The organism is Thermogemmatispora sp., assembly GCF_019683635.1.
Lineage (GTDB): Bacteria > Chloroflexota > Ktedonobacteria > Ktedonobacterales > Ktedonobacteraceae > Thermogemmatispora.
This window is the reverse complement of sequence record NZ_JADGIA010000149.1, coordinates 1-13,123: the sequence shown is the minus strand read 5'-3', so window position 1 is coordinate 13,123 and position 13,123 is coordinate 1. Positions and strand designations below refer to the sequence as shown.

17 protein-coding genes are annotated in these 13,123 nt (G+C 60.8%); 7 read left to right on the top strand and 10 right to left on the bottom strand.

All coding sequences use genetic code 11. The features are described 5' to 3' along the window. Positions 1-56: 56 nt before the first annotated feature. The 3 genes from IRZ31_RS15305 to IRZ31_RS15295 all read right to left on the bottom strand — a co-directional run bounded on the left by IRZ31_RS15305 (position 57) and on the right by IRZ31_RS15295 (position 1,520). Positions 57-278 (bottom strand): hypothetical protein, encoded by a 222-nt coding sequence (locus IRZ31_RS15305; protein ID WP_151727882.1) that lies wholly within the window; start codon positions 276-278, stop codon positions 57-59. Between the two features lie 641 nt (positions 279-919). Beyond that, positions 920-1,165 carry a hypothetical protein gene (locus IRZ31_RS15300; protein WP_297155149.1) on the bottom strand — a complete coding sequence of 82 codons (246 nt, stop codon included), beginning with the start codon at positions 1,163-1,165 and terminating at the stop codon, positions 920-922. A gap of 109 nt (positions 1,166-1,274) precedes the next feature. Then, a complete protein-coding gene (locus IRZ31_RS15295) occupies positions 1,275-1,520 on the bottom strand; it encodes a hypothetical protein (RefSeq protein WP_297155147.1) in 246 nt (81 codons plus the stop codon). Positions 1,521-1,650: 130 nt separating this feature from the next. Between IRZ31_RS15295 and IRZ31_RS15290 the strand changes: the two genes are divergently transcribed. The 7 genes from IRZ31_RS15290 to IRZ31_RS15260 all read left to right on the top strand — a co-directional run bounded on the left by IRZ31_RS15290 (position 1,651) and on the right by IRZ31_RS15260 (position 8,054). Further along, complete coding sequence (locus IRZ31_RS15290) at positions 1,651-2,649, top strand: hypothetical protein (RefSeq protein ID WP_297155145.1); 999 nt, start codon at positions 1,651-1,653, stop codon at positions 2,647-2,649. A gap of 110 nt (positions 2,650-2,759) precedes the next feature. Then, complete coding sequence (cysC, locus tag IRZ31_RS15285) at positions 2,760-3,356, top strand: adenylyl-sulfate kinase (protein WP_297155143.1); 597 nt, start codon at positions 2,760-2,762, stop codon at positions 3,354-3,356. A gap of 176 nt (positions 3,357-3,532) precedes the next feature. Next, the gene (gene sat / locus IRZ31_RS15280; protein ID WP_297155141.1) at positions 3,533-4,717 is read left to right on the top strand and encodes a sulfate adenylyltransferase; all 1,185 of its coding nucleotides are present in this window, start codon (positions 3,533-3,535) and stop codon (positions 4,715-4,717) included. 168 nt (positions 4,718-4,885) lie between these two features. Continuing rightward, complete coding sequence (locus tag IRZ31_RS15275; protein ID WP_297155139.1) at positions 4,886-5,386, top strand: hypothetical protein; 501 nt, start codon at positions 4,886-4,888, stop codon at positions 5,384-5,386. Between the two features lie 113 nt (positions 5,387-5,499). Continuing rightward, positions 5,500-6,330 carry a sulfite exporter TauE/SafE family protein gene (locus IRZ31_RS15270; RefSeq protein WP_297155137.1) on the top strand — a complete coding sequence of 277 codons (831 nt, stop codon included), beginning with the start codon at positions 5,500-5,502 and terminating at the stop codon, positions 6,328-6,330. A 406-nt stretch (positions 6,331-6,736) separates the two neighbouring features. Then, positions 6,737-7,768, top strand: coding sequence for a zinc-binding dehydrogenase (locus IRZ31_RS15265; RefSeq protein ID WP_297155135.1), 1,032 nt, complete (start codon positions 6,737-6,739; stop codon positions 7,766-7,768). A gap of 112 nt (positions 7,769-7,880) precedes the next feature. Then, positions 7,881-8,054, top strand: coding sequence for a hypothetical protein (locus tag IRZ31_RS15260; RefSeq protein WP_170293149.1), 174 nt, complete (start codon positions 7,881-7,883; stop codon positions 8,052-8,054). A 2-nt stretch (positions 8,055-8,056) separates the two neighbouring features. Here the strand turns inward: IRZ31_RS15260 and IRZ31_RS15255 are convergent, their stop codons facing one another. From IRZ31_RS15255 to IRZ31_RS15225, 7 genes are all read right to left on the bottom strand, one after another. After that, positions 8,057-8,248, bottom strand: coding sequence for a hypothetical protein (locus IRZ31_RS15255; protein ID WP_297155132.1), 192 nt, complete (start codon positions 8,246-8,248; stop codon positions 8,057-8,059). Beyond that, a complete protein-coding gene (locus IRZ31_RS15250) occupies positions 8,245-8,643 on the bottom strand; it encodes a hypothetical protein (protein ID WP_297155130.1) in 399 nt (132 codons plus the stop codon). Before IRZ31_RS15250 ends, IRZ31_RS15255 begins: the two co-directional genes overlap by 4 nt. Beyond that, positions 8,640-9,401, bottom strand: a complete 762-nt coding sequence (locus IRZ31_RS15245) for a glucose 1-dehydrogenase (protein ID WP_297155128.1) — start codon at positions 9,399-9,401, stop codon at positions 8,640-8,642. Before IRZ31_RS15245 ends, IRZ31_RS15250 begins: the two co-directional genes overlap by 4 nt. 390 nt (positions 9,402-9,791) lie before the next feature. Beyond that, positions 9,792-10,868, bottom strand: a complete 1,077-nt coding sequence (gene recA / locus IRZ31_RS15240; protein WP_363325676.1) for a recombinase RecA — start codon at positions 10,866-10,868, stop codon at positions 9,792-9,794. A gap of 391 nt (positions 10,869-11,259) precedes the next feature. Then, on the bottom strand, positions 11,260-11,886 hold the full coding sequence (gene recR / locus IRZ31_RS15235) for a recombination mediator RecR (RefSeq protein ID WP_297155124.1): 627 nt from the start codon (positions 11,884-11,886) through the stop codon (positions 11,260-11,262). A 3-nt stretch (positions 11,887-11,889) separates the two neighbouring features. After that, positions 11,890-12,186, bottom strand: a complete 297-nt coding sequence (locus IRZ31_RS15230; protein ID WP_297155122.1) for a YbaB/EbfC family nucleoid-associated protein — start codon at positions 12,184-12,186, stop codon at positions 11,890-11,892. A gap of 12 nt (positions 12,187-12,198) precedes the next feature. Continuing rightward, positions 12,199-13,123, bottom strand: a 925-nt coding sequence (locus IRZ31_RS15225) for a hypothetical protein (RefSeq protein WP_297155120.1), incomplete at its 5' end; no start/stop codon positions are given.

Genomic DNA, 13,123 nt, shown 5'->3' with positions numbered 1-13,123 from the left:
GTGAGTGAGTGAGTGAGCAGGCTGGGGTGCTTGAGATGGTCTGAACGGCTCGTTCGCTAGCGCGCGCTCAGGCCAAACTGGCCGGGAAACTGCAGCGAGTTAAGCACTGCCTGGATAAACTTCTCGCCACAGGGGCGGCAGAAGAGACCGCCGTCGTTGTGATAGAGACCGCCAATGGCCGTGAGCTGCCGCTCCGCTGGCTCACCGCACCATTCACAACGGCTGCCCCTGGGGGCAGAATCCACAGAAACAGGCTGATGGAACTCATTCTTTGACATTGCTTGTCCTCCTGGACCGTGTCGGGCAGACACGTCACTGCTACGCATCGTTCCTTGCATGAAGGGGAAAGATTGACAAGAAGCAGTAGATTGGATTGCTGAACTGAAACAAAAGGGACGGACCCGTATCGGTGGTTAGTAGCATGTGGCGAATGGGGCCGGGGAAGCCGCCAGGGTAGGCATCAGTGGAGCCGCCGCGGAGGCCACCACGGTACCAGGAATACCACAGCGATCAATCGGTACCACAGTGATACGGAGCCGGTCAACGACGATACGCACTGTGCGTCATTGCCCGAGCGCTGGAGCGGCTTTGCTCAGCTTGCTGGCAAGGAAGACGGTCCACTGCCTGGTGTCTCACCTCTGTCTGGTGAAGGCAGTGGAGCCGAGAGATCCTTGTAGTTAGAAACAACTATACCACAAAATGCCGCCAGGCGCCAGTCTCCTTGCTAGCCTCCTGCCAGCCTGACTGCCTGGAGTTAGGTAGATAGGTAGACTGACCTCCGGCCTTCTTCTTCAGCACCATAGCAGGGCCTGGGCCGGGATGATGGTCGAGCGGCAGCAGTTCCACGCTTCGCCATGAGGGCCGGAGCAGGAAGCAAGAGCAGACGGATGAGCAGCTATGGAACAGCGAGAGATCTACATCAGGTCTGCGGTGGCTGCTCTTCTTCAAACGCTGGGAAGCGCGAAGAAAGGCGATCGCCGATGATCCAGCCTACTCCCCCCAGTACGACCGTGAGGCCGAACCAGATAACCAGATCCAGATTGATATTCACATTAAAGCTGGCCGCCAACACTGCCGCGAGAATCAGGCCGATCGTTAACCCGAGCGTTATCCCCACTAAGCAGCCGGGATGGGCGAGATTGCGACCCCGTAGCTTGTTCAACATGTTCCGTCCCTACGCCTACCGATCTTTTGCAATCTTTTGATGGTCTGTTGATACTTTCCTCATACCTGTCTGGTAGCCTCTTCGATGATAGCGCGTGACTGGCTCAGCGTCAAGGGTCAGAGCCTTGCTCGCCAGGCCCGCTCTGCTCTAGCGTCCCCAGGGTTGACAAGGTGCGATCCTCTACAGTAGTATAGTAACAACGGATGTACTCGACATTGTTGATAGACAAAATCAACAAAGCGGGCAGCGTAAAAAGTGGGGCGGAGGAACAAAGCGTGCGTGCGGCGATGGTGCCAGAGGGGACCGGACCGAGCCGGGCCTGGCCAGGCGTTGGTTCGGTCCCCTCTGTGCCCACGTCGGAGGCGCTGACCGCAGCTAGCCCAATCCATGCTTGTTATGACCGGTCGTCATGACATCATATTCACTATGATCTGTGCCCGCCAGAGACTCGGCTGAGCAGGGCCAGAAAGTGGAGAAGCACGAAGATGAACCTTCTCGTCAGCTGTATCTCGACCAAGCACTCGACTCTCAAAAAGCATTGGGCCGATACCGGCCAGCAGCTCACTTGCCCGTTAACAGTGCGTGGCAGCCTGCAGAAGCCCAACGAGGACCTGGGCGGACTCCTCTGTCTGGTTGTCGAAGGAAGAATTGAGCGCACCTTGCCGCTCAGCATGGCGGCGGGCATGGTTCCCTCCGACGAGGGCATCCTGGTGACCACCGCCACCAGCATTCACGAGGTTGATCCGCAGCTGCGCGAGCTGCGCCGGGACGTGATCTCGCTGCCCCTCTTCAATGCCCTGCATTCCATCTCGCGCAGCACGCGCGGCTATTTGCTTGCCAGCACAGGTCTTGACCTTGTGGTGGAGGTCAGCCGCGAAGGTGAGGTTCTCTGGCAGTGGTGGGCCACCGATCACGGCTTCACCCATACCCCAACTGGAACCCTGCGGCAGCTTGACAAAACGCGCGACCATCGTCAGGAGAAGTACGGCACGCTCAGTCAGACGACTCATGTCAACGCCGTTGCCGAGCATCCCGCGGGGGCCGTGCTGGCCTCGCTCTTCCACCAAGGGATGGTGATTGCCATCGATCGCCAGAGCGGCGAATGGCAGCCAGTGCTGGAAGGGTTGGATCATCCTCACTCGGTGCGCATCCTCGATGACGAGCACTTCACCGTGGCCGATACCGTTGGCGGGCGGGCGCTGCTGGCTCGGCTCACTCATCCTAGAGGCAGGGCGACCATCGAGGCTGTGGTAGAGGCCGGCACCGACTGGCTGCAGGACTGCAGCTATGAGCCGCGCTCTCAAACCTGGGTACTGGTCGATGGAAAGACCTCGCGCGTGGTCCTGCGGGCGGGCAGCAGCGGTACCGCCGAGCTAACCACGATCCAGTTCGATCCTGAGTGGCGCCTCTACGAGGCCCTGATACTACAAGAGGTCGCGCCCCAGTCTCAACCATCGCTCACGGGGGCCGGGGCGCAAGCGTGAGGCCCTGTGCTGGCGCCGCAGCGCTGGCCTGGTGGTAGCGGTAGTCTTCCTGATTCGCAAACACAGGCATCTGTCAATAAAAAGCAAGAAGAAGGAGAGAGCAGAGGCTGATGACAACGAACGGCAATAGCGGCTTTACGCTCTGGTTTACCGGTCTTTCTGGCGCTGGCAAGAGCACCCTGGCCCGCGCGGTCGAGCAGCGCTTACGAGCACGGGGGCGCAATGTCGAGGTGCTGGATGGCGATGAGGTACGCACCCATCTAAGCAAGGGCCTGGGCTTCAGTCGCGAGGACCGCGATACCAACATTAAGCGCATTGCCTTTGTCTGCAAGCTGCTGACGCGCAACGGCGTGATCTGTATTTCGGCGGCCATTTCGCCCTATCGCGAGGCACGCGAGTGGGCGCGGCATGAGATCGGGCGCTTTGTGGAAATCTATGTCAAGTGTCCGCTGGAAGTCTGTCGTGCGCGCGACGTCAAGGGTCTCTATCGCCTCGTCGACGAGGGCAAGATCAAAAACTTCACCGGAGTTGACGATCCCTATGAGGAGCCGGAGCGGCCCGAGCTAGTCATCGAAACGGACCGCGAGACGCTGGAGGAGAGCGTGGCGCGCATCTTTGCCCGCCTGGTCGAATTGGGCTATCTGGAGCCAGAGTTTGTAGAGGAAGCAGTCCCAGCAGGGCGCTCTGGCGAGAGCCTGGCCTCCTGACCCGCAGCGCAGAGAGCAGCCCAACGCCCTGCGACTGGCCCGGCTTGCTCCACTGGAGGGCGAACGCCTGGATCGACGGATCGCCGGGCCGGGTCGGGCTGGCAGGTAGGAAAGAGAGTGCTGACCCGGGCTGACAGAGCGCAAGTAGAGAGCAAGTATCAGGAGAAAGACAGCAGATGTCTGAGGATGGATTGATTGCCCCTCACGGGGGCGAGTTGGTCATAAACCTTGCTGACGAGCGCGAGAGTCAGGAGTTAAGCGAGCGCGCGCGCCAGTTGCCACAGGTGCCCGTTGGGGTACGCGAGCTGGCGGACCTGGAGATGCTCGCTGTAGGAGCCTACAGTCCCCTGCGCGGTTTCATGACGCGGGCCGACTACGAGAGCGTCGTCGAGGAAATGCACCTCAGCAACGGCCTCCCCTGGACCATTCCCATTACCCTGGCTACTGATCAGGAACGGGCGGCCACACTCAAAGAAGGTAGCGAGGTGGCGCTCGTTGATGGGCGGGGTGTACCGCAGGCAGTTCTGACCCTCGAAGAAAAGTATCGCTATGACAAGCAGCACGAGGCGCGGCGCGTCTACCGCACCGATGACGAGGCCCACCCTGGCGTCAAAGCCCTCTACCAGCAGGGCGACGTCCTCCTTGGGGGACGCGTGCGTGTCCTGACTTTGCCGGAGCAGACCTTCGCCGCTTATCGCTACACTCCGCAGCAGGCGCGACGCCTCTTCCAGGAGCGTGGTTGGCGGCGCGTGGTTGGTTTCCAGACGCGCAATCCCGTCCATCGCGCCCATGAATATATTCAGAAATGTGCCCTCGAAATCGTCGATGGCCTCTATCTGCATCCCCTGGTCGGCGCCACCAAAGATGATGATATTCCCGCCGCTGTGCGCATGCGCTGCTATGAAGTGCTGCTAGAGCACTATTATCCTGCCGACCGTGTGATTCTCGGCGTGCTGCCAGCCGCCATGCGCTATGCTGGGCCACGCGAGGCGATCTTTCACGCAATCTTGCGCAAGAACTACGGCTGTTCCCACTTCATTGTGGGGCGTGATCATGCCGGCGTCGGCAATTACTATGGAACCTACGACGCCCATCACATCTTTGCCGAATTTGATGCAAAGCTGCTCGGAATCACACCGCTGTTCTTCGACCATACCTTCTATTGCCGTGCCTGTGAGGGCATGGCCTCGACAAAGACCTGTCCCCATGACAGCAGCCAGCATGTCATTCTTAGCGGCACAAAGGTGCGCCAGATGCTGCGTGCTGGCCAGATGCCGCCGCACGAATTCACACGCCCCGAAGTGGCGCGCATTCTGATCGAGGCTATGCGCGAGCGCAATGGAGAAAGCGCAAGCCGCTAGGGAGCAGGCTGGCGCCGTGCTTCCCGGCTGCCTGAACCTGGGTTGATCAGGCGAGAGTGGGGCATCGCGTCGATCGCCATCTGACTGGTCGCTCGGTCGTCAGACTGCTGCCTGGGCGAGGTGATCGAGCAGGGCAGGCGCCCAGGCGCAAGAAGACGGAGGGAAGAGATGTTAGCAGCGAGATCTGACAAGAATGCACGCAGCAAGTTGCCATCGCTGCGGCGCTTTCTGACGCTGGAGATCGCCGTCCACGGCCCTCGCCTTATTCTGGCTGAGCTGGCGCTGGCCAGTGGCGGCTACGCTGTGGCTGGCCTCTGGCTCCTCGGGCGAGCGACGGAGCTGCGTCCGACTCTTTCCCATGATGTGGCTCTGGGCGGCGGAAGCTTTTTCCTGGGAGTGGCTCTGAATGAGCTGGCGCTACTGGTGTATGCTCTCCTGATTGTGGCTCAGCGCCGGCGGCGAGGCCGGGCCCCGCTGGGGCAATCGGGAGGCCAGCAGGCGTTGCTGCTGCTCGCCCTTCTCTCGCTGCTTCCTCTGGCGATGCCTCTGCTGATCTCTCGCGAGGAGAGGCTGAGGGCCGCTCTGTCTGCCGCCAGGTTGATCGGTAGAGGGGACAAAGCGACAACCCTACAAGAGATCCCTGGAGCGCCAGGCGCGGGATCTTGCTGATGGGAAGCCGCTTGGTTGTCTATCTGCCTGTCAGAGCGGGGCCGCCAGCCAGTTAGTCTCATGGAGCCGTGGTATCGAGCGTTGGTTGAGTTACCTGTGTGGGAGGTATATTGATGGATTTCCGCATATCGCTTGCAGGGCTGATGGTTGGTTTTCTCATTGGCCTCACCGGCATGGGGGGAGGCTCGCTGCTAGCCCCCATCATGATCCTGCTCTTCCGGGTTCCCCCGTTATGGGCTGTGACCTCGGACGTGACCTACTCGGCCATCACCAAGGGCCTTGGCACCATCATCCATGCGCGGCAGCGCCAAATTAACTTCCGCGCTGCGCTCTGGCTTGCCTGTGGAAGTGTGCCAGCCATTCTCGTCAGTGTCTTTCTCGTGCAATACGTTCGCGCCCACTATGGTCATCTGATTAATACCATTCTGCTCCATGCCATTGGTTACACCCTGATGCTGGTGGCCGTCCTTTTGCTGGTGCGGCCCTATCTCTTGCGCTATGCTGAGAAATTGGCGAGTAAGCGCAAGAAGGCGGCCCTGGAGGCGGGTGAAAGTGGAAATCCGGGTGAAGGGGAAGAAGGGAATCCGCCCTGGTACCGGCGGCTGCTCCTGATTCTGGCTGGGGCCTTTGTCGGTTTCCTGGTAGGTCTCACCTCCGTCGGCAGCGGGACCCTGATCATCGTGACTCTGGCCTTCCTGTATCCCGAATTGGGACCAAAGAAGCTCGTTGGCACCGACATCTTCCAGGCTTTCCTCCTCTTGCTAGCCGGTATGGTTGGCTATCTCAGCTCCGGTTCGATCAACTGGCAGATTGTTGGCCTGCTCCTGCTTGGCTCGCTGCCCGGCGTCTACATTGGCAGCAAGCTCAGTAAATTCATCCCTGATCAAGTGCTCAACCCAGTGCTGGCCGTCGTTCTTGCGGTCTCAGGTTTGAAGCTGATCTAAATAAAGGTGGACACAGCGAACAACGGCCCTGCGGTAGACATGGCGTAGGACCCAGGGAAGGGAGGCGTGCTTGCTCTCCGGCCTCGCTTTGGGAGAGGACATGAGGCCGGCGGAGCGACAGCGCCTCCCTTGATTCTGACCTGTCTGCGTCTTTCCTAACTGAGCGCCTTCTCCTCTAGGGCAGCCTTCTCCTCACTCATCGACCCTGCTGACCACGGATGGATCTAATAAACAAGCAGGCTTGCTACTGGTCTTCATCCAGGCTGGCGGCTGAGCGCAGCCGCTGAGATTGACAAAGCGGGCATTACCAGATGCGCACAATCTGGGCGAAAGCAAGAGAATGAGGTACAATACATCATAGCTTGCATACATAGCAGATATCCCACTCTTGCCAACGGGAGGCAGCATGAAAGCCGCAGTCTTTCACCAAACCGGTGGCCTGGAGGTCTTACAAATCGAAGAGGTATCCTATCCGGTGCCTGGTCCCCAGGATGTCATTGTCAAAGTTCGTGCCTGTGGAGTAAATCATCTTGACCTGCATTCGCGCCGTGGAAGAACCAGGGTAGCCCCCATGCCGCATATTTGTGGTTCAGAGATCGCCGGCGAGATTGACGCCCTGGGGGACGCCGTCACTGGGCTGAGCGTAGGCCAGCGGGTGGCAGTGGCGCCGTACCTCTTCTGTGGGCGCTGCGAGTATTGTCGCTCGGGTGAGGAAGTGCTCTGTCTCAGTGGCGACATTATTGGTCTGGCCAGCCAAGGAGGCTTTGCGGAGTATGTACGCGTGCCTGCCTCCAGTGTTGTTCCTTTGCCGGAGGGTGTCGACTTCGTCTCGGCGGCGGCGGTGACCCTTTCGACCATCACCGCCTGGCATATGCTCACCATCCGGGCCCCGCTTCTGCCGGGCCAGGATGTGCTGGTCCAGGCCGCTGGCAGTGGTGTTGGCAGCGCAGCCATTCAGATCGCCAAACTTTGCGGGGCGCGAGTCATCGCCACCGCCGGCTCTGACGAAAAGCTAGAGCGGGCGCGCGCTTTGGGAGCCGACGAAGTCATCAACTATCGGACGACTGACCTGGTGCAGGAGGTCCGACGCCTGACCAATAAGCGGGGCGTCGATGTTGTCGTTGATCACATCGGCAAGGATACCTGGGGGCAAGATATTGCCTGCCTCGCCCGCAAAGGGCGCCTGGTGACCTGCGGCTCGACCAGCGGCGATGTGGCCGAAACGAATGTCTGGTTGCTTTTCATCAAAGAGATTGCTCTCATTGGCTCCTATGGAGGCACACGCCACGACCTGGCCGAAGTGCTCAAGCTGGTGGCACGAGGTCAGCTCAAACCTGTGGTTCACGGCACCTATCCCCTGAGCGCCATCGCCGAAGCCCAGCGCATCATGGAGGAGCGCCAGCAGTTTGGCAAACTCATCATTCTGCCCAACGATTGAGGAGGAGCACGAGGGCTACAGGCGCGAGCGGGGGAAGTAAGGAGGTAGATGAGATCCTCACCTGCCCCGAGAGAAGGTAAGAAAGCAGAGCAGAGCAGAAGGGAGCAGTGTCATGACACAGACAACTGGTGAGGCGAGCAGCCGCCCCATCGAAATCGTCGATCAGCCAGAGGAGGAGCAGCAGGACCAGCGACTGACCGTCATCCTGGTCCTGGCGGTCACGGTCATCAGTGCCCTGATCACCTTCCTCATTGTGCGCCGATTGCTGGGCGAGCACGAGAGCTGAAGCTATCTCCTCGCCAGCCAGGCCGCAGGTCGCTCAATGGCCTGCGCAAGCTGGCGAGGCGAGGGAAGCCTGTCCGAGGGACAGCGAGCGGGCAGCCAGAAGGGGAAAAGATTGGCTGCCCGCTGCGGCTCACGCTGAGTGGAGGGCAGCGAGGTCTCTTGAGGCGAGCGGCAGGTTGTTCCTGTCTTGCTCAAAACTCCTCATAGCCATGTTCCAGCAAAGGACGCAGCTCGCTCCCTGTTGAAAGGCCGACAATGCGTGGGGCGCGTACCAGGCGTAAATGGCCGCGGGCCTGGATCAGATAGACGATCGCTTCGGGCCGATAGTAGCGGCGGGCGATCAGCTCGTAGACATCCTCCCAAGGCTGGTAGTGACCGCCTGGCAGCTCGATCAGCTGAATAATGCCCTCCCAGGGACGGGGACCGACGTACTCGAAGTAGACGCGAGTTCCGACTGCATAGGTCGGACGAGGGAGGCGCTGCGGCTCCACCTCGGGTGGCCAGTCGCAGAGCTGGAGGCCGCGGAAAGGCTGCCAGCGACCCGCTTCCGGCAGCCAGCGCAGCGTTGGAAGAATCAGCTCCTCGCTCACTGGGCGCTGCGCCCTCCGTCTACAGCCAGCACCTGGCCAGTGATATAGCTTGCCGCCTCAGAAGCCAGGAAGAGCACTACGGGACCCAGCTCGCCCGGGCGTCCAATACGGCCCATTGGGGTGGTGCTCGCGATATAGCTCTCGGCTTGTTCCAGGACCGCCTCCGTCATTCGTGTGCGGAACATGCCGGGGGCCACCGCGTTCACACGCACTCCGCGTCCGCTCCACTCCACCGCCAGCGAGCGCGTCAGATTGATCACCGCTGCCTTGCTGGCGTTATAGCCCACGGTTCGCAGCTGCTCGCCGCTCAGACCTGCGATCGAAGCCACATTAATGATCGAACCCTTTTGGCGCTCCAGCATATGGCGCCCGACTGCCTGAGACATCAAGAAGGTGCCCGTCACATTCGTCTCCAGCACCTGGCGCCAGCGTTCCAGGGGCATCTCTTCGGCGGGAGCGCCCCAGGTTTGGCCGGCGTTATTGACCAGCACATCGATCTTCCCATAGAGGGCCAGACTTTGGCGGACCAGAGCCTCGACGGCCTCGGCCTCAGCTACATTGCAGAGCTGAGCGGAGACGGTGATCCCCTGTTCCTTCAAATGGCGCTCCGCCTCCGCGAGCCACTGCTCGCGGCGAGCCGTAATGATCACTGTTGCGCCGGCCTGGCCAAAGGCCTCGGCGATCTCCAGGCCGAGGCCACGAGAGCCACCAGTAATCAGCGCCACCTCACCGCTGAAGTCGAAGCGAACCTGTCCCATAGGGAGCCTCCTCGTCATGAGAACTTCGTACTGACTCGCTGGCCTGTCCATCCGCTTGTCTACTGCCAGAGCGGGGCCGTTGGTCGGCGGGCAGCAGACAAGCCGGCCAGTCAATCAGCCAGCCAGCCAGCCAGCCAGAGAGCGGGGCCAGTTGAGCGGAGCGGGCCAGCCAGGGAAGCAGGCTATCGACCGACGAGGAAAGTGGAGGACGGACGAAAGCCGTGCACGCAGCCTGTCAAGAGCAACAAAGCGCGGACGGCCCGACCTTCTTTCGCCGCCCGCGCCCGCCATGCTGGGCCAGTGCAGAGAGCGGGCGAGTCAGGCCAGCTGGCCGATCAGGCCGCCTCTCACCGTCCCTTACTCACTCACGCACGCCTTAGTGGGAGAGGCTCACAGCTCCTCCAGGGCCTCCGAGGAAGGCTCATCGGCGTGGCCATCCTCCAGCGGCTCGGCCTCGCCGCCGCGGAACGACAGCATATTACTGCGAATCTGCTCCTCCAGAGCCTGGGCCACATCCGTATTCTGGCGAAGGAACTCCTTCGCATTCTCGCGACCCTGACCGAGGCGAATATCGCCCACAGTGAACCAGGCGCCGCTCTTTTTCACCAGGCCCATCTCCAGGCCCAGGTCGAGCAGGCCGCCCTCGCGAGAAATACCCTCGCTATACATAATATCGAATTCAGCCACCTTAAAGGGAGGAGCCACCTTGTTCTTCACCACGCGCACGCGTGTACGGCGACCGACCACCTCCTGGCCCACCTTGATGGTATCCGTTGAGCGGATATCCAGGCGAACCGAGGCATAGAACTTCAGCGCGCGGCCCCCGGAAGTTGTTTCTGGGTTGCCGAACATCACCCCCACCTTCTCGCGCAGCTGGTTCGTAAAGATGATCGCGGCGTTCGAATTCGTGATCGCCGACGTCAGCTTGCGCATTGCCTGGCTCATCAGACGGGCCTGGAGGCCGACATGAGAATCGCCCATCTCGCCCTCGATCTCGGCGCGGGGAGTCAAAGCGGCCACCGAATCCACCACCACCACGTCCACGGCCCCGCTGCGCACCAGGGCATCGAGAATCTCCAGGGCCTGCTCGCCCGAATCTGGCTGGGAGATCAACAGATTAGCGATATCCACCCCACAGCGAGAGGCGTAGGCTGGGTCGAGCGAATGCTCCGCATCGATAAAAGCCGCATAGCCGCCGGCGCGCTGCGCGTTAGCGATGATGTGCAAGCAGAGCGTCGTTTTCCCTGAAGACTCCGGGCCATAGATCTCCGTAATGCGACCGCGAGGCACGCCGCCCACGCCGATCGCCAGGTCGAGGGCAATTGACCCTGTTGGGATCGCCTCCACCTGGGCGTTCGCCGCCTCGCCCAGGCGCATAATGGCCCCTTTCCCAAAGCGGCGCTCGATCTGCTGGACAGCCTGTTCAAGCGCGCGCTCCCGCTCACTGGCCGGGGCGCTACTATTCATGCCCGAAGCGATATTTATCTTCTCTTTCCTGGTCATCATAGTGCCACCTTTCGTGCTATATCCAACCACAAGCGGACCGATGCCCCTGCCATGTGAGAGGTAATCGCGGGCAGCATCGGATGACCTCCTGCTGTTCTCGCTCTCACAGAATATCTTCCCTCGTGAGGGACGGAAAGCGGAAGAGGCGGCTTCCTTCCCTCTGCGATCTGAGCAATCTCTCTTGCTGCGTTGCTCGTATGCTCGTTCACTGGTCCGGTTCCCGTCTTGGTCTGCTTGCTGGCTCTGGCTGGTTCCAGGTTCTGGCGAGCTGGGAGGAGCAAGGTCAGCATGAGTGTAGAACATCTGTCAAAGAAAGTCAACAAGCGAGCGGAACGGAAGGCGTAAGTGTGCTTCAGGCGCCGAGATCGAGGCGTCCCTCAATTGAGCGGCGCAGAGTGCCCTCATCGGCATATTCCAGGTCACCGCCGATGGGCAGACCACGGGCCAGGCTCGTGATTTTCAATTGGCGCGGGGCCAGCTCTAACTTCAGCTCTTTGAGGCGAGAGACAAGGTAATTAGCCGTGTACTCGCCTTCGAAGTTGGGGTTAGTGGCCAGCACGATCTCGTGAATCTCCTCGTGTCTGACACGTTCGAGCAACTCTTTGATGCGCAGGTTATCAGGCCCAATGCCTTCCAGGGGAGAGAGCGCGCCGTGCAGCACATGGTAGAGGCCTTTGTAGGCCCCGGTACGCTCCAGTGCCAGCACATCCAGCGGTTCTTCGACCACGCAGACCAGCTGGCGATCGCGCTGGGGGTCCTGGCAGATGCTGCACGGGTCGTGCTCCGTGATATTGAAGCAGCGCGAGCAGTAGATGATGCTCTCCTTGACGCGCAAAATGGCCTCAGCCAGTCGGCGCGCCTGATCGGTGGGACTGCGCAGGACATAAAAAGTCAGGCGCTGCGCGGTCTTGATGCCGATGCCCGGCAGCTTCGAGAACTCTTCGATGAGGGCCGCAACGGGGGGAGCCAACTCGCTCATAGCCTAGAACAATCCCGGAATCTTCATGCCGCCTGTGATTGTGGTGACCATCTTCTGTTGGGCCTCGGCCACTTTGCTGAAAGCATCCTTGGCTGCTGCCAGCAGCATCGTTTCCAGCTCACCGATGTCTTCAGGATTGACCGCCTCGGGATCGATTTTGATGGCGGTAATCTCGTAGTTGCCCTTCATGGTGATTGTCACTGCGCCGCCTCCTGCGCTCCCGCTAAACTGACTCTGCTCCAGTTCCTCCTGCAATTTCTGAAGGCGCTGCTGAGCCTTCATGATCTCTCGCATGTTCATAAGAGAAGCTCCTCACTCGCTTTTTTCAATATCAATGTCGACGATCTCTGCGTTGAAGGTTTTGATGACCTCCTGCACTCGCGGATCGCTGCTTGCCTTCTCGCGCAATACAGCCGGTGGTGGCGCAGAGCCATTGCTCTGGGACCGAGGCTTGCTGGTCGCCGGGGCGGAGTGCTGAGGTTGGTTCTCAGCGCCGGCTGAGGACCAGCTAGAGGCAGGAGGCTCGGACTGCTGGGCCGATGGCTTCTTCTGCTCGACAGGCAGTTCCTCAGCCTCGGGCCTGCCACCTCTATCATTTTCTGTCACCGTGCCATTTCTGGCAAGGGGGGAGGGGGCTGAAGCCTCAGCGCCGCTGGCCGTGGGGAGAGGCTCCTCAGTCTCAGCTTCGGCGGCCTCCGCCGCCTGTTGGGTGCTGCTTGGGCCAGGGTTGACGATTGCGGAGGTCGAAGGATCATGGCGCAGTATGGCTCGTCCAAAGAGGGGCGCGCCGGTGGGCTGCCCTGGAGGCAAGAGACGCACCAGGCATTTTATGCCAAATTGCAGCTCCAGGGCCTGTTCTACCGGCTTATGGCGATTGCCCTGGTTCAGAAAATCAAAGTGCGGTTGATGCTCGGCCTGGATGACTACCACGGGCGGACCGCCATGCTGCTCGACATCCACTACGTGGAAGTCCTGGAGGCAGGAGGCGGCTTTGTGATTTTTCTGACTCACGCGACGCCGAATGGTTTCCCAGGCCTGTTGCACCTGCTGCAGCGTCAGCGTTCCACCGCTGGCCGCGGAGGCGGCTGAGGAGGCAGCAGAGGACGGACGGCTGCCGGAGCCAGGGCGGCTGGAGGTGGCGACTGGGGCAGGGATGGAGACCGGCGGCGCCGCTCCCGCTGGGGTTGCTGTTCCTATAGTACTGGAAGCAGGTGGGGTAGAAGGGCCAGCCTCGGGG

Excerpts from the sequence above, each read along its gene's own strand:
- IRZ31_RS15305 (WP_151727882.1), bottom strand. The coding sequence starts at position 278 with ATGTCAAAGAATGAGTTCCATCAGCCTGTTTCTGTGGATTCTGCCCCC.
- IRZ31_RS15300 (WP_297155149.1), bottom strand. The coding sequence starts at position 1,165 with ATGTTGAACAAGCTACGGGGTCGCAATCTCGCCCATCCCGGCTGCTTA.
- IRZ31_RS15290 (WP_297155145.1), top strand. The coding sequence starts at position 1,651 with ATGAACCTTCTCGTCAGCTGTATCTCGACCAAGCACTCGACTCTCAAA.
- cysC (WP_297155143.1), top strand. The coding sequence starts at position 2,760 with ATGACAACGAACGGCAATAGCGGCTTTACGCTCTGGTTTACCGGTCTT.
- sat (WP_297155141.1), top strand. The coding sequence starts at position 3,533 with ATGTCTGAGGATGGATTGATTGCCCCTCACGGGGGCGAGTTGGTCATA.
- IRZ31_RS15275 (WP_297155139.1), top strand. The coding sequence starts at position 4,886 with ATGTTAGCAGCGAGATCTGACAAGAATGCACGCAGCAAGTTGCCATCG.
- IRZ31_RS15270 (WP_297155137.1), top strand. The coding sequence starts at position 5,500 with ATGGATTTCCGCATATCGCTTGCAGGGCTGATGGTTGGTTTTCTCATT.
- IRZ31_RS15265 (WP_297155135.1), top strand. The coding sequence starts at position 6,737 with ATGAAAGCCGCAGTCTTTCACCAAACCGGTGGCCTGGAGGTCTTACAA.
- IRZ31_RS15260 (WP_170293149.1), top strand. The coding sequence starts at position 7,881 with ATGACACAGACAACTGGTGAGGCGAGCAGCCGCCCCATCGAAATCGTC.
- IRZ31_RS15245 (WP_297155128.1), bottom strand. The coding sequence starts at position 9,401 with ATGGGACAGGTTCGCTTCGACTTCAGCGGTGAGGTGGCGCTGATTACT.
- recA (WP_363325676.1), bottom strand. The coding sequence starts at position 10,868 with ATGAATAGTAGCGCCCCGGCCAGTGAGCGGGAGCGCGCGCTTGAACAG.
- recR (WP_297155124.1), bottom strand. The coding sequence starts at position 11,886 with ATGAGCGAGTTGGCTCCCCCCGTTGCGGCCCTCATCGAAGAGTTCTCG.
- IRZ31_RS15230 (WP_297155122.1), bottom strand. The coding sequence starts at position 12,186 with ATGAACATGCGAGAGATCATGAAGGCTCAGCAGCGCCTTCAGAAATTG.